Here is a 22,517-nt window from a genome sequence, read left to right on the forward strand (position 1 = left end):
TTTTCCTATATTTGTCGGGTGGGAACACTCGAAAACGACATCAAATTCGTGGCGGGCGTCGGCGAGGCCCGGGCCCAACTCCTCGAACGGGAGTTGGGCATCCGCACGCTGGGCGACATGCTCAGCCACTACCCGTTTCGCTACATCGACCGCACGCGCATCTACCGCATCGCGGAAATCACCGATGCCGCGGGTCTGTCCTATGTTCAGTTTCGCGCCCGCGTGACGGGCGTCGCCTATGCCGGTGCGGGGCGCAAACGCCGGTTCACGGCCTTCGTGCAGGATCCCACGGGGCAGGCCGAACTGGTATGGTTTCAGGGAATCAAGTGGATCGAGAAGCGAGTCGAGGTCGGGCGCGAATACCTCGTCTTCGGCCGCCCGTCGTTCTACCGCGGCGAATTGTCGGTCGCCCATCCCGAGCTGGAAACCATGGAGCAGGCCCTCTCGCGCAAGGCCGAAAGCGGCATGCAGGGCATCTATCCCTCGACCGAGAAACTGGGCAACGTGCTGGGCACGAAGGGCATGTACCAGATCGTCTGCAACACCTGGGCGCTCGCGAAGGACCGCATCGCGGACCCGCTTCCCGAGGTCGTGCGCACCCGTTACGGCGTGATCGGCCTGCGCGAGGCCATCTACAACATCCACTTCCCGCAATCGCAGGAGGCCCTGCGGCAGGCGCAGTACCGCCTGAAGTTCGACGAACTGCTGGGCGTGCAGCTCAACATCCAGCAGCGGCGCACCGAACGCCTCGCGAAAAACAACGGGTTCCTCTTCACCCGGGTCGGGGGCGTATTCAACACCTTCTATACCGAAAAACTCCCGTTCCCGCTCACCGGGGCGCAGAAACGGGTCATCAAGGAGATTCGCCGGGACACCGTGACGGGATTCCAGATGAACCGGCTCCTGCAGGGCGACGTGGGCAGCGGCAAGACCCTCGTGGCGCTGATGTCGATGCTGCTCGCCGTGGACAACGGCTTCCAGGCCTGCATGATGGCCCCGACAGAGATCCTCGCCCGCCAGCATTTTGCCACAATCACCAGAATGCTCGAAAAAATGGACGTCAAGGTGGCCATCCTGACCGGCGCCTCGAAGGCCAAAGAGCGCCGGGCGTCGCTCGAAGGCATCGCCTCGGGCGATGTGGACATCCTCATCGGCACGCATGCGCTGATCGAGGACCGCGTGCAGTTCGCCAACCTGGGCTTCGTGGTCATCGACGAACAGCACCGCTTCGGCGTCGAGCAGCGCGCGCGGCTCTGGACCAAGAACGAACAGCCGCCCCACATCCTCGTGATGACCGCCACACCGATCCCCCGCACGCTGGCCATGACCCTGTACGGCGACCTCGACGTGTCGGTGATCGACGAGCTGCCCCCGGGACGGCGCCCTATCAAGACCTTCCACTATACCGACGCCGCACGGCTCAAGCTGTTCGGATTCATGCGCCAGGAGATCGCCAAGGGCCGGCAGGTCTACGTCGTCTATCCGCTCATCAAGGAGTCGGAGGCGATGGACTACAAGGACCTCACCGACGGCTACGAAGCCATCTCGCGCGACTTCCCGCTGCCGCAGTACGTCACGGCGATCTGCCACGGCAAGATGAAGCCCGCCGACAAGGAGGAGTCGATGCGCCAGTTCAAGCAGGGCGAAGCCCACATCCTCGTGGCCACGTCGGTCATCGAGGTGGGCGTCGATGTGCCCAACGCCACGGTCATGGTCATCGAATCGGCCGAACGCTTCGGCCTTTCGCAGCTCCACCAGCTGCGCGGGCGCGTGGGGCGCGGCGGCGAACAGTCCTACTGCATCCTGATGTCGGGCGAAAAACTCTCGCGCGAGTCGCGGGCGCGGCTCGAAGCGATGTGCGAGACCAACGACGGATTCCGCCTCGCGGAACTCGACCTCAAGCTGCGGGGCGCCGGGGACATCAACGGCACGCAGCAGAGCGGCATGGCCTTCGATCTGAAAATCGCCAGCCCCACGGCGGACGTACAGATACTCACCGTCTCGCGCGAGGCGGCCGCAGAAATCCTCGCCGCGGATCCGGCACTGGCACTCCCGCAGAACCGGGGTCTCGAAGCCCTGCGCCGCCGCCATTCGGGCCGCGAGGAGATTGATTTTTCACGCATTTCGTAATATTCCGTCCCGAAAAAACGTTAACCCTTCAAAAACCTGTCCGATGAAACGGTTCCTTTTCGCCATATTCCTGCTCGCCGCAGCCTCGCCCCTCGCCGCGCAGCTCTACCACCCGGGCGAACAGCTCCTCTACCGGGTGAGCTACAAGGCCAAGATGTTCCCCAATACGGAGGTCGGGGCCGTGGAGGTCAAGACCTCGGAGGAGACCATCGACGGCAAGCCGTGCTACAAGGTCGAAGGCTCGGGACGCACGCTGCCCACCTACCGCTGGTTCTTCAACCTGGAGGATGTCTACACCGTGTGGATCGACACCGCCTCGCTGCGCCCCCTGCGCTTCGAGAGCGACCTGCGCGAAGGCGACTACACCTTCCAGAGCCACTATACCTACATTTGGCCCGACTCGACCATCCGCACCCGCTGGCGCAGCCGCCAGAACCCGTTCCGCGAGAAGCAGATGCCCCTGACGGCGGAGAGCATGGACCCCATCGCGCTCTTCTTCAACCTGCGGTCGGCCGATGCGGAGGATTTCCGCGTCGGGGAGCCGGCAACGCTGCAAATGGTCCTGCAAGACACCATCCGCCACCTGCACTACCGCTATCTGGGGCGCGAAAACAAGAAGATCCGCAACATGGGGCGCTTCCGCACACTCAAGTTCGAGTGCCAGCTGGGGACGACCGAAGGCTTCTCGTTCACCGACGGCACGATCTTCACGATCTGGATTTCGGACGACAAAAACAAAATTCCCCTCTACATCGAATCGCCGGTCAAGATCGGCAGCATCAACGCCTACATCTCGGGCTACAAGGGACTTAAACACCCGATGTCGAGCCTGATGAAATAAACCGCAACCCCGATTTACCCCCACGACAAACCCCGACGAAGAGTTCGCGCATCCCGACCCCGGCAAAAAAATTTGCACAAAACCCCGGTTTGCACTATCTTTGTTGAAAAGCTATCCATATGGAAAACAAACAGGGATACGATCCTTCGGACTTCGAAGACGACGACTACACCACCCCGCAGCCCGATGCGGGCAAATCCATCCGCGGCTACCGCATCGTCATCATCCTCCTCTCGGTGATTCTGGTGGCACTCTCGGTGCTCTACTTCAGCATCCACCGCCAGCAGATGCTCGACAACGAGTTGCTGCAGGCCGACCGCGACTCGATCCAGAACGATCTGGGCCGGCTGATGACCGACTACGACGAGTTGCGCATCTCGAACGACTCGATTTCGGCCGGGCTGAGCCTCGAGCGTGAACGCGCCGACTCGCTGATGACGCGCCTCAAGAAGGAGCGTTCGTGGAACCTCGCGAAGATCAAACAGTATGAAAAGGAGGTCGGCACACTGCGCTCGATCATGAAGAGCTACGTGAAGCAGATCGACTCGCTCAATACGCTCAACAAGAAACTCATCAAGGAGAACGTCGGCTTCCGCAAGGAGATTTCGTCGGCCAATCTGCGCGCTGACATGGCCGAAGAGAAGGCCGCCGAACTGGACAACAAAGTCAAGGTGGGTTCGGTACTCCGCGCGCGCGACATCCGCCTCGCGGCACTCAACGACCGCAGCAATCCCGTTTCGCGGGTCAAGAATGCCGCACGCCTGCGCGTCGACTTCGTCCTCGCGGCCAACGAGCTGGCCACCCCGGGCAACAAGGCCATCTACGTGCGCATCACCTCGCCCGACGGCTATGTGCTGACCACCGAGGCGATGCCAACCTTCGAATTCGAAGGCGAACGGCTGAGCTATTCGGCCATGCGTGAGGTCGACTACCAGAACCAGGATCTCGAAGTGGGCATCTACTACAACTCGACGGGATTCGCGGCCGGCACCTACCATATCCAGCTGTACAGCGAAGGCCGCCAGATCGGTCAGACGCAGGTGGTGATGAAATAACCGGTCGGAGACCCTCCGGTCATAAGCCGGGCGACAGTCGTGTCGCCCGGCTTTTTCATTCCCTCAAGGCTCCGGGAAACACCGCATCGGCATCTTTTCCCTCTCGGAACCGACGGGGAGGGGGTGGCGCGAGAAGGTCGGCGGAGCAGCAAGCGTTCGGCAATAAAAAAAGGCGAAGCCCGAAGACTTCGCCCTGCGGTTACAAGCCCGATCCGGCTATTTGGCCGTCTCCTGCCAGATCAGCGCCGAGGCACCGAGAATGGCGGCATTCTTGCCCTGGATACCGCTGGGAAGCAGTTTCACCTTATTCTTGAAGACGAAGAGCATGTTCTCCTCCATGTACCACTGCGTCGGCTCGAAGATCAGCTTGCCGGCCTTCGAAAGTCCACCGAAGAGGAAAATGGCCTGGGGCGAGGTCACCGTCACCACGTCGGCCAGCGCGCGACCCAGCATTTCGCCCGTGTAACGGAACGCCTCCAGTGCAATGGGGTCGCCCTGCTCGGCGGCCGCCGAGATCATCGAGGCATCGAAGTCGTCGAAGGCGATGCTGCGCAATTTGCTGGGGGCGTTCATCTTCGCCATCAGTTCGAACGCTGTACGCTTGATGCCCGTTGCCGATACGTAGGTCTCCAGGCAGCCCCGGCGCCCGCAGCCGCACTCGCGGCCGTTGCGCTCGACGATCACATGGCCGAACTCACCCGCGAAGCCGTCGTGGCCGTAGATCATCTCGCCGTTGGCAACGAATCCCGAACCGAGGCCCGTGCCGAGGGTGATCATGATGAAATCGCTCATGCCCTTGGCGTTGCCGTAAATCATCTCGCCGATCGTCGCCGCATTGGCGTCGTTGGTGATGAGCGTCTTCACGCCGCCGAAACACTTCGAAATATCCTCCGCCAGCGGAAACACGCGACGCGACGCGTCGGTATTGGTATCGCCCTCGCGGAACTTCCAAAGGTTCGCCGGGGTTTCGATCGTACCCTTGTGGTAGTTGGCATTGGGAGCGCCGATGCCGATGCCCGTCAGTTCGTACTCGAACGAGAGGCTCTGCGCCAAGGCGCGCATCGCGTCGCAAAGATCCTCGACATAAGCCGGATAGTCGTCAACATAGGGATATTTCTTGGTCGAGATGACCGATTCGGCATAGAGGTCGCCGTTTTCATCCACAAGGCCGAAAGCGGTGTTGATGCCGCCGATGTCCACGCCAATCGCGAGTTTTTTCATATCGTGTTCTCCGTTTAAAGTTAGTTTTATTCTGTCAAAGTTAATCGAAAATTCGGCTACTCCAAAGTTTTTTCCTATTTTTGGGACAGTTTCCAACCCAAAAGCATCATTCAAGACTATGCATACCAACGAGCAGATGCTCTCCGTCATCGAAAATTACCTCGCTCAGGCCGAATTCCCGGCCGAGCCGGAACTCCTCTACGCCCCGATCGGCTATTCGCTCGCCGGTGGCGGCAAACGCCTGCGACCCATGTTGCTGCTGCTCGCCTGCGGCATCTTCTCCGACGACATGAAGCAGGCTCTGCCCGCAGCGGCTGCCGTCGAGGTATTCCACAACTTCACGCTGCTGCACGACGACATCATGGACAAAGCCGCCGTGCGCCGGGGCAAGCCCTCGGTCCAGGCCAAATGGGGGCAGAACGTGGCCATCCTCTCGGGCGATGCCATGATGATCTGCGCCTACCGTCTGCTGGGTGGCATCCCGGCCAACCTGCTGCCGCAGGTGCTCACGGCGTTCAGCACCATGGCCCTCGAAGTGTGCGAAGGACAGCAGTACGACATGGATTTCGAGCAGAAATCCAAGGTCTCGGTGGTCGAATACATGCACATGATCGAGCTGAAAACCTCGGTGCTGCTGGCCGGATCGGCCGTGATCGGCGCGATGCTGGGCGGCGCCTCGGACGAGGACTGCCGCCGCCTGAGGCGTTTCGCCGTCGAGCTGGGGCTGGCATTCCAGCTGCAGGACGACCTGCTGGACAGCTACGGCGACCAGCGGCTGGGCAAAGCCATCGGGGGCGACATCCTCGAAGGCAAGAAAACCTACCTGATGATCACGGCAATGAGCCATGCCGACGAGGCCACGCGCCAGATGCTGCGCACGGCCTACCGCGACCCGGCGCTCTCCGACGACGAGAAGATCGCCAAGGTGAAATCGATCTACGACCGGCTGGACGTGCCCCGTCTGACCGAACAGCAGATCCAGTTGCGTTTCGAACGTGCGCTGTCGCACCTCGACACCCTGTCGGTGGATCCTTCGCGGACGCAGCGCATACGCGACTATGCCATGAGCCTGATGGGCCGGAAAAACTGAACGATGAAACGCTCCGACATTGAAATAATGGCTCCCGTCGGGAGCTACGAATCGCTGGCGGCCGCCATCCAGGCCGGGGCCGACGCCGTCTATTTCGGCGTCGGAAAACTCAACATGCGCTCGGCGTCGGCGGCCAACTTCACGCTCGACGACCTGGGGAGGATTGTCGCCCAGGCCCGCAAGGCCAGGGTGAAGACCTACCTGACGGTCAACACGATCGTCTACGAAGACGAGATTGCCGATGTCCGGGCCGTGATCGACCGCGCCCGGAAGGAGGGCGTCGACGCCGTGATCGCCTCGGACATGGCGGCGATCCTCTACGCCCGCCGGATCGGGCAGGAGGTGCACATCTCGACCCAGTGCAACATCTCGAACTCCGAAGCGGTGCGCTTCTACGCCCAATGGGCCGACACGGTGGTGCTGGCGCGCGAACTGTCGCTGGAACAGGTGGCGGCAATCCGGCACCAGATCGTCGAGAACGACATCCGCGGCCCGCGGGGCGAACTGGTCGAGATCGAGATGTTCGCCCACGGCGCGCTGTGCATGTCCATATCGGGCAAATGCTACCTCTCGCTCTACGAGACCAACTGTTCGGCCAACCGCGGCGCCTGCCGCCAGTTGTGCCGCCGCAAATACACCGTCACGGACAAGGAGACGGGGGCGCAGCTGGATATCGACGGGCGCTACGTCCTCTCGCCCAAGGATCTGTGCACGATCGACTTCCTCGACAAGATGATCGCCGCAGGGGTTCGGGTGCTGAAGATCGAGGGGCGCGCCCGCGGTGCGGAGTATGTGAAACGCGTGGTGACGTGTTATGACCAGGCACTCAGGGCAATGGAAGCCGGGAGCTACACCCCCGCTTTAGCTGCGGAGCTGAAAGAGCAGCTCCGCACGGTCTTCAACCGCGGATTCTGGGAAGGCTACTACGCCGGACGCCCCGTCGTGGAGCACAGCCCCGCCTACGGATCGTCGGCCACCCGGCGCAAGGTCTATGTGGGAAAGGTGACGAACTTTTACCGGAAACTCTCGGTAGCCGAAGTGTCGGTCGAAGCGGCTCCGCTGTCGGTCGGGGAGCCGATCTTCTTCCTCGGCGCAACCACGGGCGTTGCCGAGCAGACGCTCGACGAGTTGCACGGACCCGACGGACAGCCGACAGAGTCGGTCGCCCAGGGAGAACTCTGCGCCATCCGCACGCCCGGCATCGTCCGCCGCGGCGACCAGCTCTACAAATTCGTCCCCGCCGAAACGACCTGAAACCCCATAGCAATGAAACCCCAACCGGACCAACCCGGCCAACCAACCCAGTCAACCCAACCGGAGCAAACAGTCCAACCTGCCCCACCGGAGCAAACAGTCCAAACAGCCCGAACAACCCAACCAGCCCAATCGGGCCGACCGGCTGCTTCGCAACGGCTTCTTTCGCTCGACGCCCTACGGGGATTCGACATGCTCTTCATCATGGGATTCGCAGGCGTGATAACGGCCCTGTGCAAGCTCTGGCCCGGAGGGTTTTCGGATTGGGCGGCCGCCCAGATGGGGCACGCCGACTGGAACGGATTTTTCCACCACGACACCATCTTCCCGCTGTTTCTCTTCATCGCGGGCATCTCGTTTCCCTTCTCGCTCGCAAAACAGCGCGAAAAAGGGATGGGCCAGCGGAGCATCTACCTGAAAATCGTACGCCGCGGTCTGACCCTCGTGGTGCTGGGATTCGTTTACAGCGGGTTGTTCAAACTCGACTTCGCCACGCTGCGCCTGCCGAGCGTGCTGGGACGGATCGGTCTGGCGTGGATGTTCGCGGCGCTGCTGTCCGTCCGCTTCAACGTGCGCACGCGCGCCGTCATCGCCGCCGCGATCCTCATCGGCTACGGGCTGCTGCTGCAATTCGTCGCCGCCCCCGATGCCGGAGGGGCCGGACCGCTGACCCTCGAAGGAAATATCGTGGGCTACATCGACCGCACGGTGATGCCCACACACCTGCTGGGAGGCAGGGGATTCGACCCCGAAGGGCTGTTGAGCACCCTCCCGGCCATCGTGACGGCCATGCTGGGCATGTTCGCGGGCGAATTCGTCCGCCGCTCCGAAGAGCGGACCTCCGGCAGCCGCAAGACGCTGTGGATGGCCGCCGGGGCGGTCGCGCTGCTGGTGCTGGCGCTCGGACTCGCCCCGCTGCAGCCGATCAACAAGAAACTCTGGACCCCGGCCTTCGTATTCGCCGCCGGAGCCTACTCGCTGGGCATGTTCGCCCTGTTTTACTATATTATAGATGTATGCCAATGGCGGCGGTGGACCTATTTCTTCAAGGTCATCGGTGTCAACTCGATCACGATTTACATGGTTCAGCGGATCGTCCGCGTGAGCTACACCTCGGAGTTCTTCTTCGGCGGGCTGGCGTCGAAATGTCCGCCCGAAGTGGCCGCCGTGGTCCTCTCGGCCGGGCATGTCGCCGTCTGCTGGCTGCTGCTGTGGTTCCTCGACCGGAAAAGGATATACCTCAAAATCTGACCCTCGACCGACGGAGGGAAAGCGCATCTTTCGGATGCGCTTTTTTCGTGCTGCGGAATGCGGCGACAGCCAAATATCGAAAATAATTTATCGAAATTCAATATATTTTTTTTGTTCTACAAAAATTATTCGTATGTTTGCAACATCCAAAATACAAAAGACGTCCTCCCGGAAATCGAAAAAAGCCTTGCGGTTTGCGCCATGCAGACCGACCCGCTCCGGACATTTCCGCAAGCGCCGCACGGATTCGGCCTCCCGATGACGATCGTGCCCCGGCATGACGGACATCCGGGACAAAACCGGAAAACAAAAAGAGAAACCAAACAAACAGATTCCATGAAAAGACTCCTGATCATCGCCGCAATGGCCGCCACGGCCGTCGCCTGCGCCCCGAAAGCCGTCCCCGAGCTGCCGATAGAGACCTTCTTCCGCAATTCGGAAAAGTCCAGCTACCAGATTTCGCCCAACGGAAAATACTTCTCCTACATGGCCCCCTGGGAGAACCGGCACAACATCTTCGTACAGCAGGTCGGGTCGGACGAGGCCCTACGCATCACCTCGGAAACCGAACGCGATCTGGCCGCATACTTCTGGGCCAACGACAACCGCATCCTCTACCTCAAGGACACGGGCGGCGACGAGAATTTCCAGCTCTACGGCGTCAACATCGACGGCACGGACCCGAAAGCCTACACCGCCATCCCGGGGGTGAGGACCATGATCATCGACCCGCTGGAGGAGATCGACTCGCTGATGATCATCGAAACGAACGAGCGCGACCCGCAGGTGTTCGACCCCTACCGTCTGAACCTCAACACCGGAGAGAAAACCCTGCTCTGCGAAAACCCCGGTGACATCCAGGGCTGGCAGACCGACCACGACGGCAAGTTGCGCGTGGCCTACGCCGTCGTCGACGGCGTCAACTCCCAGATCCGCTACCGCGAGAGCGAAGACGAAGAGTTCCGTCCCGTACTGACGACCAATTTCAAGGAGAAGGTTGAGTTCGCGACGTTCACCCCCGACAACAGGATGGTATACGCCATCTCCAACCTCGGACGCGACAAGACGGCACTCGTGCTGATGGACCCGGCGACATGCGAGGAGAAAGAGGTGCTCTACACGAACGACTCCTACGACCTGCAGAACGTCTGGTACAGCGAAAAGGAGAAAAAACTGCTCGCCGTATCGTATGAAGGCCACAAGGGGACGAGGCGCCACTATTTCAACCGCAAGGCCGGCGAGCTGTTCGCCCGCATGGAAGCCCATCTGCCCGGCTACGAACCGCACATCCTCGGGATGAACAAGGCCGAGGACAAATACATCGTCTACGCCGGAAGCGACCGCTCGGCCGGGGTCTACTACCTCTACGACACGCAGACCGATACGATGACCAAACTGGCCGACCTGCGTCCGTGGATCAAACAGGAGGAGATGGCCGAAATGCTCCCCATCGAGTACACCGCACGCGACGGCGAGCACATCGAGGGCTACCTCACGCTGCCCGTGGGCAAGAGCCTGAACAACGCCAAAAACCTGCCCGTGGTGGTGAATCCCCACGGGGGTCCCTGGGCACGCGACTCGTGGGGATTCAACCCCGAAACGCAGTTCCTGGCCAACCGCGGTTACGCCGTATTGCAGATGAACTTCCGTGGCTCGACGGGATTCGGACGCCGATTCACGGAGATCTCCTTCGGCAAGTGGGGACAGGAGATGCAGGACGACATCACCGACGGAGTGAACTGGCTGATCGAAAAAGGAATAGCCGATCCCGCACGGATTGCCATATACGGCGGTTCGTACGGCGGATACGCCACGCTGCAGGGCATTGTCAAAGACCCCGATCTCTACGCCTGCGCCATCGACTATGTGGGCGTATCGAACCTCTTCTCGTTCCTGAACACCATACCTCCCTACTGGAGGACGCTGCTCGACCAGATGCACGAAATGGTCGGCAATCCCGAAACCCAGCAGGAGATGCTGCGCGAAAACTCCCCGGCACTCAACGCCGGGCGGATCAAGACACCACTGCTGGTGGTTCAGGGAGCCAACGACCCCCGCGTGAACATCAACGAGAGCAACCAGATGGTCGAGGCGCTGCGCGCACGCGGCGTGGAGGTGGACTACATGGTCAAGGACAACGAAGGACACGGATTCCACAACGAGGAGAACCGTTTCGACTTCTACCGCGCGATGGAAAAATTCTTCGGCAAGCACCTCAAGGGCATTCAGCCCGAAGGCGACATCGTCCCGAAGGAGTGCCGCCGGTAAAGGTCCCGGAAGCCGCATCCGCGAACCGCAAGAATCCGACATAAAAAGCGCAACTCCGGGTCGACCCGGAAGACGACACGCCGACCGGCCGCCGCGACGGAAAAGCCGGAGGGTAGTGTGAGACAAAGGCCCGGAAATTCCGGGCCTTTTGCCGGAAAAGCCCGAAAAAAACGCTACTTTTGCAGTCGCAATGCACGCTGTTCCCCACATATCCGGACGTCCCGCGGACGGACTGCCCATGCCCCAACGGCTCGGAGCCATCCTGGCCGTGGCCTTCGGCGTATCGCTCTCGGTGGTCGACGGAACCGTGGCCAACGTCGCCCTGCCCACCATCGGGCAGCAGCTGGGCATCTCGGCCGCCGACTCGATCTGGATCGTCAACGCCTACCAGCTGGCCATCATGGTATCGCTGCTCTCCCTCTCGGCACTGGGCGATGTCGTGGGCTACCGCAAGGTCTACATCGGCGGTCTGATGCTCTTCACGGTGGCGTCGGTGGGATGTTCGCTCTCCGGATCGCTCCAGACCCTTGTACTGGCGCGCGTCATGCAGGGATTCGGGGCCGCGGCCATCACCTCGGTGAACACCTCGCTGATCCGCTTCATCTACCCCAGGGCCCGGCTGGGGCGCGGCATGAGCATCAACGCCGCGGTGGTCGCAACCTCGTCGGTGGCCGGACCGACGCTGGCGGCCGCCATTCTATCCGCGGCCGACTGGCCGTGGCTGTTCGCCGTAAATATCCCGATAGGGCTGGTCGCACTGACGCTCAGCCGACGCTTCCTGCCCGAGAATCCGGTACGGGTGCGCGAGCACCGTTTCGACTGGCGCGATGCCGTGATGAACGCCCTGACGTTCGGCCTCATGATGGCATCGGTCGAGGGGTTTTCCCACGGAATGGATCCGCGCGTGCTCTCGCTGGGAGTCGCAGCGCTCATCGTCGTCGGCTTCTTCTTCATCCGCAGCCAGCTGCACGAACCCTATCCGATCCTGCCGTTCGACCTGCTGCGCATCCCGATCTTCTCGGTATCGGTCGCAACGTCGATCTGCTCGTTCCTCGGGCAGATGCTCGCCATGGTCGCACTGCCCTTCTACCTGCAGCAGGCCTGCGGCTACGACGACGTGGAGACCGGTATGCTGCTGACGGCCTGGCCCGCCGTGATCATGGTCGTGGCCCCGGTAGCCGGGCTGCTCGTCGAGCGGGTTCACGCCGGGCTGCTGGGCGGAACGGGGCTTATAATGATGGCCGCGGGGCTGTTCCTGCTGGCCTTCCTGCCGGAGCATCCGACCGACGGCGCCATCATCTGGCGGCTGATGCTCTGCGGCGCGGGATTCGGGCTGTTCCAGTCGCCGAACAACAGTATTCTGATCGCCTCGGCACCACCCGAGCGAAGCGGTTCGGCAAGCGGCATGCTGGCCACGGCACGTCTCGTGGGGCAGACCACGGGCGCCGCGCTGATGGCCCTGCTCTTCCACATCGTGCCCGAAAACAGCACACACACCGCCCTGATGCTGGCGGGCATTTTCGCCGTAGCAGGCGCCGCAGTCAGCCTCATGCGCATTTCACTGCCCCTGCCCGAAGGGCTCGCACGACGCCAACAGACCCGTCCGCAGAAGGTTGCCGGAAACAAATTTTCAGAAAATTAGCACGCACCGATAGGAAGCCTTCCGGATTTTTACTATTTTTGTAGAAAACAGCAACGTTATGTTTTCAGCAAAAACCTACACCGCGCGCCGCCACGAGCTGCGCACGAAGATCGGAAGCGGCATCATCCTGCTCCCGGGCAATTCCCTCGCGCCGAACAATTATCCCAACAACGCCTACTATTTCCGGCAGGACTCCTCGTTCCGCTACTATTTCGGACTGAACGTGCCGTCGGTCGTCGGCGTGATCGACGCCGACACGGGTGAAGAAGCGCTGTACGGCGACGATTTCACCGTCGAGGACATCATCTGGACCGGACCGCAGCCCACGCTGCGCGAGATGGGCACCGAGGCGGGTGTCACGGCCACATTCCCGATGGCAGAGCTCGAAAAACAGCTGCGCAGGGCGATAGCTCTGGGCCGCAGGATTCACTACCTGCCGCCTTACCGCGGAGAGACCAAACTCCAACTGTCGGCGCTGCTGGGCATAAAGCCCGGGCTGCTGCACGACTACAAGTCGGTGGAACTGATGTTCGCCGTGGCAGAGATGCGCGAGAAGAAGAGCCCCGAGGAGATCGAGGAGATGGAACGCGCCTTCCGGATAGGCTACGAGATGCACACGACGGCCATGCGGATGTGCCGCCCGGGAGTCGTGGAACGGCAGATCGCGGGAGCCATCGAAGGTGTCGCCAAATCCCTGGGCCAGGGCGTGTCGTTCCAGTCGATCGTATCCCAGCACGGGGAGACGCTGCACAACCTCAACGCCGACGGCGTGCTGGAGGAGGGGCGGCTGCTGCTGTGTGACGCCGGAGGCGAAACCGTCGGCGGATACTGCTCGGACCACACGCGCACCTATCCCGTGAGCGGACGCTTCACCCAAAAGCAAAAGGAGATCTACAACATCGTACTGGCCGCACACGACCACGTGGCGCGCATCATAAAACCCCACATGATGTACACCGAGGTGCACAACGCTGCCTACATGACCCTCGCCGAGGGGCTGGTCGGGCTGGGGCTGCTGAAAGGATCTGCTGCCGACGCCGTGGCCGCAGGAGCGATGACGATGCTCATGCCCCACGGGCTGGGTCACGGACTGGGCATGGACGTGCACGACTGCGAGGCGATGGGCGAGAGGTCGTTCGACTACGGTTCGATCGCCGAACGGGCCGCCAAGTCGGGAACCTGCGTCTACCGCGCGGCATGGCGGATCGAACCGGGAACCGTGATGACCGACGAACCGGGGCTCTACTTCATCCCCGCACTGATCGACAAGTGTCGCGCCGAAGGCCTTTACAAGGGCATCGTCGACTACGACGCACTGGAGGCTTACCGCGATTTCGGCGGCATCCGCATCGAGGACGATATCCTCGTGACGGAGTCGGGAAGCCGCATCATCGGCGACCGGAAAATCCCCGTCACGGTCGAAGAACTGGAAGCCGTCGTGGGTAAATAACGCACCGAAAATCCTGCAAACACAACGACTATGGACAAGAAATGGATAATCGGCCTGGGGCTGATGGGCATCCTGATCGTCTTTCTGCTGCTCTGGAATTTCGCTCCGGCCATCCAGCGGTGGCTGGCGAGTGTCTTCGTGGACATCATCCTCCTGCTGGCCGCCTTCGCGGCGGGATGGCTCTTCGGCCGTTTCGGCGGCAAGCACCGCAGCAGCGACGAAGAACGCAACGCACGCAACATCACTCAGGCTCAGAAAAAATAACAACCGGAGTGAAAACGGATCCCGCGGCCGCAAAGCGGCGGCAGGATCCCGACGGACCGAAAAAATCGCCCTCATGGGGCGATTTTTTTTCATTACCGAAGTTGTTTTTCACGAATAATTTGTATTTTTATAGTCGACTAACCGAAAAACCTTAAAACCACACGAGAATATGAAAAACTATTCAGCCAAAGAGATCAAGAACATCGTACTCATCGGAGCGCCCGGCACGGGTAAAACTACCCTTGCCGAAGCGATGGCCTTCGAGGGTAAAGTCATCGACCGCAGGGGTAGTATCGAGGCGAACAACACGCTCTCGGACAACACGGATATCGAGCACGAATACAAACGCTCGATCTATTCGACGATCCTCTTCACCGAATTCATGGACCGCAAGCTGAATATCATCGACTGCCCCGGTTCGGACGACTTTTGCGGAAGTCTCTTCTCGGCCTTCAAGGTCGGAGACGTGGGCGTCTTCCTGTTCAATGCCCAGAACGGCTGGGAGGTGGGCAGCGAAATTCAAGCCCGCTACGCCCGGCTTCTGCAGAAACCCGTGATCGGCGTGGTGAATCAGCTGGATGCCGAGAAGGCCAGCTTCGAAGCCACGTTCGACTCGATCCGGGCTTCGTCGCGCGTGAAACCCGTCATCGTGCAGTATCCCGTCAACCAGGGGCCGGAGTTCAACGCCTTCATCGACGTGCTGCTGATGAAGATGTACCGCTTCAAGAACAACGACGGTCTCCGCGAGGAGCTCGAAATTCCGGCCGAAGAGCTCGAAAAAGCCATGGAGCTGCACAAGGAACTGGTGGAAATGGCCGCCGAACACGACGAAGCGCTGATGGAGCTCTACTTCGAAAAAGGAAGCCTCACGCAGGACGACATCCGCTCGGGACTGAAGATCGGCGTCTCGAAACGCGAGGTGATGCCCATCTTCTGCACCTCGGGCAAGCGGGATATCGGCACCAAGCGGCTGATGGAATTCATCATCAACGTGGCACCCGGGCCGCTGAAGGCTCCGGCATTCCGTTCGACCGAAGGCGAGGAGATCCCGGCCGACGAAAGCGCTCCCGCCGTGGCATTCGTCTTCAAGAGCCAGGTGGAACAGCATATCGGCGAAATAACCTACTTCCGCGTCATCCGAGGCCGGATCACCGAGGGAACGGAGTTGGTGAACACCCGCACCGGAAACAAGGAAAAACTCTCGCAGCTGTTCGCCGTGGCGGGCAAGAACCGGATCAAGGTCACGGAACTCATGGCCGGAGACATCGGCTGCACCGTGAAATTGAAGGGCACGCGGACCAACGACACGCTTTCGGCCCCGTCGACACCCATGACCGTAGAGCCGATCGCATTCCCCGAGCCGCGCTACCGGGCCGCCATCAAATGTAAGGACCAGGCCGACGAGGAGAAGCTGGGCAAGGTGCTCAACGACGCCAAATTCGAAGACCCCACCATTCTGGTCGAGTACTCCAAGGAGCTGAAGCAGACCATCATTCAGGGTCAGGGCGAACATCATCTGAACATCCTGCGCTCGCGCATCGAGAAGGAGAACAGGCTCGCATACGAATACATCGCACCGAAGATCCCCTACCGCGAGACCATCACCAAGGTTGCGCAGGCCGACTACCGCCACAAGAAACAGTCGGGAGGAGCAGGCCAGTTCGGCGAGGTGCACATGATCATCGAACCCTATTACGAGGGCATCGGCGAACCGAAGAACTACAAGGTACCCGGCAAGGGCGACATGGTGCTGAACCCCAAGACCAAGGAGGAATACGACCTGCCGTGGGGCGGAAAACTGCAGTTCTACTCGGCGATCGTGGGTGGCGCCATCGACGCGCGGTTCATGCCCGCCATCCTGAAGGGAATCATGGAGAAGATGGACGAGGGTCCGCTGACCGGATCGTATGCCCGCGACATCCGTGTGGTGATCTACGACGGTAAAATGCACCCGGTGGACTCGAACGAAATATCGTTCAAGCTGGCAGCACGCAACGCCTTCAAGGAGGCTTTCCGCAATGCGGGTCCCAAGATCATGGAGCCGATATACAGCGTCGAGGTGCTCGTGCCGAGCGAATACATGGGAGCCGTGATGTCGGATCTGCAGAACCGCCGCGCGATGATTGCCGGCATGGAATCGGACAAGGGATTCGACCGGCTGAATGCGCTGGTTCCGCTGGCCGAGTTGTACCGATACTCGACGACCCTTTCGTCGCTGACGTCGGGATCGGCCACCTACTCGATGAAATTCAGCAGCTACGAGCAGGTTCCCGCCGACGTGCAGGAAAAACTGCTCAAAGCCTACACCGACACCGACGACGAATAACCCGCCAAAAGGCGGGGAGCCGATCGGAACTTCAGACCGCAGGAGGCCGGCAGGGACTTCTGCGTGCGGGAAGTCAGACGGGACGCACACGGGACGCATACAGCCCATGTTGCGCCCGGATCCCTCCGCAAAAGGCGGGCTCCAGGGAGCAGGGAGCGGGGTTCCCCTTTATGCGGGTCCCGCGCCCCCGCGAAGAGCCGGCTTTCGGAAGCGGTACACAGTCTTCGGATATCGAGTCCGGTGTTGCACCGGAGAATGCAGAAACGGCGGACCTCTTTGGTCCGCCGTTTCTTTTGCGTCAACCGGGAGGAGCGAGAGGCGGGGGGGGGTGGAGCACAACCGCAAGACCACGGGCGCCGGGCAAAACGGTCCCGCAAAAGGCCGCAGATCAGCGGTACGGAGTGCATTCGGGGCGACGGCATGAGGCCTCTTCCGCCGGGAGGTTGTGTTAAATTAATGTTAACAATCCATATAGCAACCGTTTCATCGAAAAAATGCCGTAAATTTGTTCACAATTTGTACTAAAACCCCAACATGAGCGAAATCTACACCGTCATTGTCGGCATTCTGGGAATCCTCGCTATTTCAGGTCTTTTCGTCGGCGTCACGAACGACGCAGTCAACTTTCTCAACTCCGCTATCGGATCCAAGGCAGCATCGATGAAGGTGATCCTCACCGTAGCCTCCATCGGCATCATCATCGGCGTGGTCACGTCGAGCGGAATGATGGAAGTGGCCCGCAGCGGCATGTTCAACCCCGGATTGTTCTCTTTCCACGAAGTGATGATGCTCTACCTGGGCGTCATGTTCGCAAACGTCATCCTGCTGGACCTCTACAATTCGTGGGGACTCCCAACATCGACCACCGTATCGCTGATATTCTGTCTGCTGGGCGCCGCAATCGCCGTCTCGATCTACAAAATCTCGAACGACCCGGAACAGGGAGTCGCCTCGCTCGGACACTACATCAACACCTCGCGCGCAATGGGAATCGTTTCGGCCATCCTGCTGTCGGTGGTGATCGCCTTCACCTGCGGCACGCTGGTCATGTACATCTCACGCACGATCTTCTCGTTCCGCTACACGGCGCTATTCCGTCGCTACGGAGCACTCTGGTGCGGGGCCTCGCTGACGGCAATCGTCTATTTCGCCATCTTCAAGGGGCTCAAATCCATACTCGCCGGCCATGCCTTCATCCAGATGATCGACAGCTCCCTGCTCCCGGCCATCGCCATCTGCTGGGTGGTATGCACGCTGCTGCTGTTCTTCATCCAGCGCTTCAAAGTCAACATCCTGCGCATCACGATCCTTTCGGGAACCTTCGCGCTGGCGCTGGCCTTCGCGGGAAACGACCTGGTGAACTTCATCGGGGTCCCCGTGGCCGGATTCGACGCCTACTCCATCGCCCGGGAGGCGGGCGACACGCAGATGCTCATGAGTGCGCTGACCGAGAATGTCCCGGCGAATTTCCTGATCCTGCTGACGGCCGGGATCCTGATGATCATCACGCTGTGGACCTCGAAAAAGGCCATGCACGTCTCCGAAACCGAGATTTCGCTCTCGGCACAGGACGATGCCGGCCAGCAGCAGTACGGCTCGTCGCTCTTCTCGCGGACGATCGTACGCGCGGCCCTCAACGTCAGCACCGGGATCGAGCGCGTGGTCCCCAAGCACCTCCGGGAGCGGATTTCGCGCCGTTTCGAGTATGAGGACGTGGAGCACAGCGGTGCTCCCTACGACATGATCCGCGCCACGGTCAACCTGACCACTGCGGCGCTGCTGATCGCCATGGCCACCTCGCTCAAACTCCCGCTGTCGACCACCTACGTCTGCTTCATGGTGGCGATGGGTTCGTCGCTCGCCGACCGCGCATGGGGACGCGAAAGCGCCGTATACCGCATTTCGGGCGTCATGACCGTCGTGGCCGGGTGGTTCATCACCGCGCTGGGCGGATTCCTGATCGCCTTCGTGGTGGGACTGGCGCTGATCTACGGCGGGACACCGGCCTTCATCATTATCACACTACTGTGCGGATACATGCTCATCCACAGCAACTTCCTGAAAAAGGACAAGGGAAGCGCCATCGTCAAGGAGCACGAAGACACCACCGAGGACATCATCGCCAACCTGCGCGACGAGGTGTGCCGCACGATGGAGTCGGCAACGAAGATTTACGACCGCACGCTGATCGCCGTCTTCAAGGAGAACCGCAAGGTGCTGCGCGACATGGTCAAGGAGTCGAACGACCTGTTCTACCAGTCGCGCGAACGGAAATACTCGCTGCTCCCCACGCTCAAGAAACTCCAGGGCGGAGACGTGAATACGGCGCACTACTACGTGCAGGTGGTCGACTACCTCAACGAAATGACCAAGGCGCTGATGCACATCACCCGCCCGGCATTCGAGCACATCGACAACAACCACGAGGGACTTTCGAAAGATCAGGCCCGCGACCTGATGTCGATCAACGACGACGTGGAGTCGATCTATCGCCACATCAACCTGATGCTGCGCGAGGGCGATTTCTCGGAGATCGAAACCGTGCTGACGATGCGCGACCAGCTCTTCGAAGCCATTGCCGAAGCCATCAAGTCGGAACTTACGCGCATCAACGAGGCCCGTTCGAACACCAAGGCAAGCATGCTGTATCTCACGATTCTGACCGAGACGAAGAACATGGTGCTCCAGTCGCGCAACCTGCTCAAGTCGCAGCAGTACTTCCTCAAGCACCTCACGGGGCCGAAAACGTGGATCAAAAAGTAGCGCGGGCTCCAAAACCGGATACGAAATGGATATAGCAAAAGCAAAACGGCGGGAGAACATCGCCGAATACATTCTCTACCTCTGGCAGTTGGAAGATCTGCTCCGGGCATTACAATTCAGCCCCGAGGCGGTATTTTCGACGCTGATAGCCCCGCGCAAGGACATCGGCGAGGAGCAGAAGCATGTCTTCCTGCTCTGGTACATGGATCTGGCAAACCTGCTCCGCCAGGAGGGCAAGGAGGAGAAGGGGCATCTGGAACATACGCTTCATCTGATTCAGGACCTGCACGACCTGCACCTCCAGCTGATGAAACTCCCCGTCGGCGCGCATTACCGCCAGACGTACGCCCACCTCGAGCCCGAGCTGCCGCGCCTGCGGAGCGTTCTGGGCAACCCGGGGATGAACGACACGGAACTCTGCTTCCGCGCACTCTACGCCGCAATGCTCTACCGCATCAAAGGCGAGGGCGACAAATCGGCCGTGACGGACACGCTGGAATACATATCCCCCGTAATTGCGGAGTTGGCAGACATGCACGGCAAGGTCGAGCGGGGCGAAGTGAATCTGTTCAAGACGGACGCCGAATAACGGCTCCAAATCGCATCGCGAAGATGAAACGCCCGGCTCTGCGGTTCGGGGCGGTGTCGGTTGCGCAGGTCGGTACTCCCCCGGCGGCGGGCCCCCTATCGTCTGCGACGCAGAAAAGGGCGGCGATCCGGCGGACAGCCGGCAAGCGGGAGGGGCGGCGCATCGTGGATACCAATACAAAGGCGGTGGAGCAGATCGCACGTCGGAAACCGCGGTGCAGAACGGCAACTGGAAGAATAAGCCGGAGACCGGAAGCGGGCAGGTGGCCGTTTTCAAGCAGGAGGGAGAAGAGCCCCGGCAAAGCGGAGGATCGGAACACAGGAGGCTCCGGGAGAGATCGGCGGGTCGGCCGTTTTTTTTTTGGGGGGGGGCAGGACGGCACAGCGACCCTCAAAAACGAAAGAAGGCCGACAAAAAGTCGGCCTTAAATCTTTCCTGCAGGAAATTAAGCGTATTTGAACGTCGACTCGTCCGATACGGTCAGTTTCTTGCGCCCCTTTGCGCGACGTGCAGCCAGCACCTTGCGACCGTTAGCCGTAGCCATACGAGCGCGGAAACCGTGCTTGTTGATACGCTTGCGACGCGAAGGCTGGTATGTTCTCTTCATTGCCATAGCTATATAGGTTTTATTGTTTCAGACATTTTTACGGATTGCAAAAGTACAACAAAAAAGTTATTCGCAAAAGTTTTTCTCGAAAATATTTCCCAAAAAACCGAAAAAAGCCCGCAATCACACCATCTTCGGCTCCGAAACGCCCCGCTCGGGGGTGGAAATTTTATCCGCAGGCACGCAATTCCGTTTTGTTTCCCTCCGTTCTTTTTCCTACCTTTGTAGAAGAAAGGATGCTCCGGAAGCCGGCCCGAGTGCCGACCGGAGCGGAGCGGATTGTTTTTCAGACGGATAACACACGACAATACAGATGGCAGTTTTCAAAGTCGAAGGAGGGCACCGACTCAAGGGCGAAATCACGCCACAGGGAGCCAAAAACGAAGCGTTGCAGATACTCTGCGCAACTCTGCTGACACCCCAGCGGGTAGTCGTCAGGAACATACCCCGGATTCTCGATGTGATGCAGCTCATCGAGCTGCTCCGCCGCATGGGGGTAGAGGTGGAGCAACTCGCGGAGGACGCCTATGCGTTCTGCGCCCGCGACATTGATTTCGAATACCTCAAATCGGACGATTACCGCCAGCGCTGCACGCGGCTGAGGGGATCGGTCATGCTCATCGGCCCGATGCTGGCGCGGTTCGGCGTGGGATACATTCCCAAACCGGGCGGCGACAAGATCGGCCGCCGCAGGCTCGACACCCATTTCCTCGGATTCCAGAAACTCGGCGCGAAGTTCAACTTCGACATCGCCGACGAATTCTTCATGGTCGAGGGCCGGAACCTGAAGGGAACCTACATGCTGCTCGACGAAGCGTCGGTGACCGGAACGGCAAACATCGTGATGGCTGCCGTGATGGCCAAAGGCCGGACAACGATCTACAATGCCGCCTGCGAACCCTACCTGCAGCAGCTGTGCAAAATGCTCAACAGAATGGGCGCGAAGATTTCGGGCATCGCCTCGAACCTGCTCGAAATCGAAGGCGTCGAAGCGTTGGGCGGCACGGAGCACCGCCTGCTACCCGACATGATCGAGGTGGGCAGCTTCATCGGCATGGCCGCCATGAACCGTTCGGAGCTGACAATCAAGAATGTATCGTTCCAGAACCTGGGCATCATCCCCGCGCAGTTCGCCCGCATGGGCATCCGCTTCGAACAGCAGGGTGACGACATCTACATCCCCCAGCAGGATCATTACAGCATCGACACGTTCCTCGACGGATCGATCATGACCATCGCCGACGCCCCCTGGCCGGGACTGACGCCCGACCTGCTGTCGATCTTCCTCGTGGTGGCCACGCAGGCCAAAGGAGCCGTGCTGATCCACCAGAAAATGTTCGAAAGCCGCCTGTTCTTCGTCGACAAGCTGATCGACATGGGCGCACAGATCATTCTCTGCGACCCGCACCGCGCCACGGTCATCGGACACGACCACCGGGTGTGTCTGCGCGCAACGCGCATGACCTCGCCCGACATCCGCGCAGGTGTGGCGCTGCTGATAGCCGCCATGTCGGCCGACGGGATTTCGACCATTCAGAACATCGACCAGATCGACCGCGGCTACAAGGACATCGACGGCCGTCTGAACGCCCTCGGAGCCAAAATCACCCGCATCGAGGATTGCAAGTAAAACCCCGAGGGTTCGGAAGACAACCCCTGCCGCGCAAGACCTCACCAGTCGCGTGGCAGGGGTTTTCGATCAGACGGAGAAAAAACAACCCGCCAAATTTTGCATCACGGGATTTGAGACCGAACAGAACATGACC

At 60.4% G+C, this 22,517-nt stretch carries 15 protein-coding genes and 1 pseudogene; 14 read left to right on the forward strand and 2 right to left on the reverse strand.

Annotation, left to right across the window (positions count from 1 at the left end; all coding sequences use genetic code 11):
• The first annotated feature begins 18 nt into the window (after window positions 1–18).
• The 3 genes from recG to QZ460_RS03145 all read left to right on the forward strand — a co-directional run bounded on the left by recG (window position 19) and on the right by QZ460_RS03145 (window position 4,026).
• Window positions 19–2,130 carry an ATP-dependent DNA helicase RecG gene (gene recG / locus QZ460_RS03135; protein WP_290540142.1) on the forward strand — a complete coding sequence of 704 codons (2,112 nt, stop codon included), beginning with the start codon at window positions 19–21 and terminating at the stop codon, window positions 2,128–2,130.
• Window positions 2,131–2,173: 43 nt separating this feature from the next.
• The gene (locus QZ460_RS03140; protein ID WP_290540143.1) at window positions 2,174–2,971 is read left to right on the forward strand and encodes a DUF3108 domain-containing protein; all 798 of its coding nucleotides are present in this window, start codon (window positions 2,174–2,176) and stop codon (window positions 2,969–2,971) included.
• A gap of 119 nt (window positions 2,972–3,090) precedes the next feature.
• Window positions 3,091–4,026, forward strand: a complete 936-nt coding sequence (locus QZ460_RS03145) for a hypothetical protein (protein WP_290540144.1) — start codon at window positions 3,091–3,093, stop codon at window positions 4,024–4,026.
• A 216-nt stretch (window positions 4,027–4,242) separates the two neighbouring features.
• On the opposite strand, the gene QZ460_RS03150 is transcribed toward QZ460_RS03145, so the two are convergent.
• On the reverse strand, window positions 4,243–5,247 hold the full coding sequence (locus tag QZ460_RS03150; protein WP_290540145.1) for an ROK family protein: 1,005 nt from the start codon (window positions 5,245–5,247) through the stop codon (window positions 4,243–4,245).
• A 118-nt stretch (window positions 5,248–5,365) separates the two neighbouring features.
• On the opposite strand from QZ460_RS03150, the gene QZ460_RS03155 reads away from it, so the two are divergent.
• The 10 genes and pseudogenes from QZ460_RS03155 (at window position 5,366) to QZ460_RS03200 (ending at window position 20,144) form a co-directional block, all read left to right on the forward strand.
• Complete coding sequence (locus QZ460_RS03155; RefSeq protein WP_290540146.1) at window positions 5,366–6,337, forward strand: polyprenyl synthetase family protein; 972 nt, start codon at window positions 5,366–5,368, stop codon at window positions 6,335–6,337.
• Window positions 6,338–6,340: 3 nt separating this feature from the next.
• A complete protein-coding gene (locus QZ460_RS03160) occupies window positions 6,341–7,591 on the forward strand; it encodes a peptidase U32 family protein (RefSeq protein WP_290540147.1) in 1,251 nt (416 codons plus the stop codon).
• Between the two features lie 150 nt (window positions 7,592–7,741).
• Window positions 7,742–8,842 (forward strand): annotated as a pseudogene (locus tag QZ460_RS03165) (DUF5009 domain-containing protein); the annotation flags it as partial.
• Window positions 8,843–9,178: 336 nt separating this feature from the next.
• Window positions 9,179–11,110, forward strand: a complete 1,932-nt coding sequence (locus QZ460_RS03170) for a S9 family peptidase (protein ID WP_290540148.1) — start codon at window positions 9,179–9,181, stop codon at window positions 11,108–11,110.
• A 238-nt stretch (window positions 11,111–11,348) separates the two neighbouring features.
• A complete protein-coding gene (locus QZ460_RS03175) occupies window positions 11,349–12,752 on the forward strand; it encodes an MFS transporter (RefSeq protein WP_290540297.1) in 1,404 nt (467 codons plus the stop codon).
• Between the two features lie 58 nt (window positions 12,753–12,810).
• Window positions 12,811–14,202: an aminopeptidase P family protein gene (locus QZ460_RS03180; RefSeq protein ID WP_290540149.1), complete on the forward strand. Its 1,392-nt coding sequence runs from the start codon at window positions 12,811–12,813 to the stop codon at window positions 14,200–14,202.
• Window positions 14,203–14,232: 30 nt separating this feature from the next.
• Window positions 14,233–14,466 carry a hypothetical protein gene (locus QZ460_RS03185; protein ID WP_290540150.1) on the forward strand — a complete coding sequence of 78 codons (234 nt, stop codon included), beginning with the start codon at window positions 14,233–14,235 and terminating at the stop codon, window positions 14,464–14,466.
• Window positions 14,467–14,635: 169 nt separating this feature from the next.
• The gene (locus QZ460_RS03190; RefSeq protein ID WP_290540151.1) at window positions 14,636–16,792 is read left to right on the forward strand and encodes a translation factor GTPase family protein; all 2,157 of its coding nucleotides are present in this window, start codon (window positions 14,636–14,638) and stop codon (window positions 16,790–16,792) included.
• 534 nt (window positions 16,793–17,326) lie between these two features.
• Entirely contained in the window at window positions 17,327–19,555 is a 2,229-nt protein-coding gene (locus QZ460_RS03195) for an inorganic phosphate transporter (RefSeq protein WP_290540152.1), read from the forward strand.
• A 25-nt stretch (window positions 19,556–19,580) separates the two neighbouring features.
• Complete coding sequence (locus tag QZ460_RS03200) at window positions 19,581–20,144, forward strand: DUF4924 family protein (RefSeq protein ID WP_290540153.1); 564 nt, start codon at window positions 19,581–19,583, stop codon at window positions 20,142–20,144.
• 445 nt (window positions 20,145–20,589) lie between these two features.
• Here the strand turns inward: QZ460_RS03200 and rpmH are convergent, their stop codons facing one another.
• Window positions 20,590–20,751, reverse strand: a complete 162-nt coding sequence (rpmH, locus tag QZ460_RS03205) for a 50S ribosomal protein L34 (protein WP_010261331.1) — start codon at window positions 20,749–20,751, stop codon at window positions 20,590–20,592.
• 313 nt (window positions 20,752–21,064) lie between these two features.
• On the opposite strand from rpmH, the gene murA reads away from it, so the two are divergent.
• On the forward strand, window positions 21,065–22,381 hold the full coding sequence (gene murA, locus QZ460_RS03210; RefSeq protein WP_290540154.1) for a UDP-N-acetylglucosamine 1-carboxyvinyltransferase: 1,317 nt from the start codon (window positions 21,065–21,067) through the stop codon (window positions 22,379–22,381).
• Window positions 22,382–22,517: the final 136 nt, after the last annotated feature.

It is taken from the genome of Alistipes sp., from assembly GCF_020026455.1.
In the GTDB taxonomy this organism is placed as follows: Bacteria; Bacteroidota; Bacteroidia; order Bacteroidales; family Rikenellaceae; genus Alistipes.

Bases quoted from the DNA above. Each gene is read 5' to 3' on its own strand.
- QZ460_RS03190 (WP_290540151.1), top strand. From the start codon at position 14,636: ATGAAAAACTATTCAGCCAAAGAGATCAAGAACATCGTACTCATCGGA.
- QZ460_RS03180 (WP_290540149.1), top strand. From the start codon at position 12,811: ATGTTTTCAGCAAAAACCTACACCGCGCGCCGCCACGAGCTGCGCACG.
- QZ460_RS03155 (WP_290540146.1), top strand. From the start codon at position 5,366: ATGCATACCAACGAGCAGATGCTCTCCGTCATCGAAAATTACCTCGCT.
- QZ460_RS03175 (WP_290540297.1), top strand. From the start codon at position 11,349: ATGCCCCAACGGCTCGGAGCCATCCTGGCCGTGGCCTTCGGCGTATCG.
- QZ460_RS03170 (WP_290540148.1), top strand. From the start codon at position 9,179: ATGAAAAGACTCCTGATCATCGCCGCAATGGCCGCCACGGCCGTCGCC.
- QZ460_RS03185 (WP_290540150.1), top strand. From the start codon at position 14,233: ATGGACAAGAAATGGATAATCGGCCTGGGGCTGATGGGCATCCTGATC.
- QZ460_RS03160 (WP_290540147.1), top strand. From the start codon at position 6,341: ATGAAACGCTCCGACATTGAAATAATGGCTCCCGTCGGGAGCTACGAA.
- QZ460_RS03200 (WP_290540153.1), top strand. From the start codon at position 19,581: ATGGATATAGCAAAAGCAAAACGGCGGGAGAACATCGCCGAATACATT.
- QZ460_RS03195 (WP_290540152.1), top strand. From the start codon at position 17,327: ATGAGCGAAATCTACACCGTCATTGTCGGCATTCTGGGAATCCTCGCT.
- QZ460_RS03150 (WP_290540145.1), bottom strand. From the start codon at position 5,247: ATGAAAAAACTCGCGATTGGCGTGGACATCGGCGGCATCAACACCGCT.
- QZ460_RS03145 (WP_290540144.1), top strand. From the start codon at position 3,091: ATGGAAAACAAACAGGGATACGATCCTTCGGACTTCGAAGACGACGAC.
- QZ460_RS03140 (WP_290540143.1), top strand. From the start codon at position 2,174: ATGAAACGGTTCCTTTTCGCCATATTCCTGCTCGCCGCAGCCTCGCCC.
- rpmH (WP_010261331.1), bottom strand. From the start codon at position 20,751: ATGAAGAGAACATACCAGCCTTCGCGTCGCAAGCGTATCAACAAGCAC.
- murA (WP_290540154.1), top strand. From the start codon at position 21,065: ATGGCAGTTTTCAAAGTCGAAGGAGGGCACCGACTCAAGGGCGAAATC.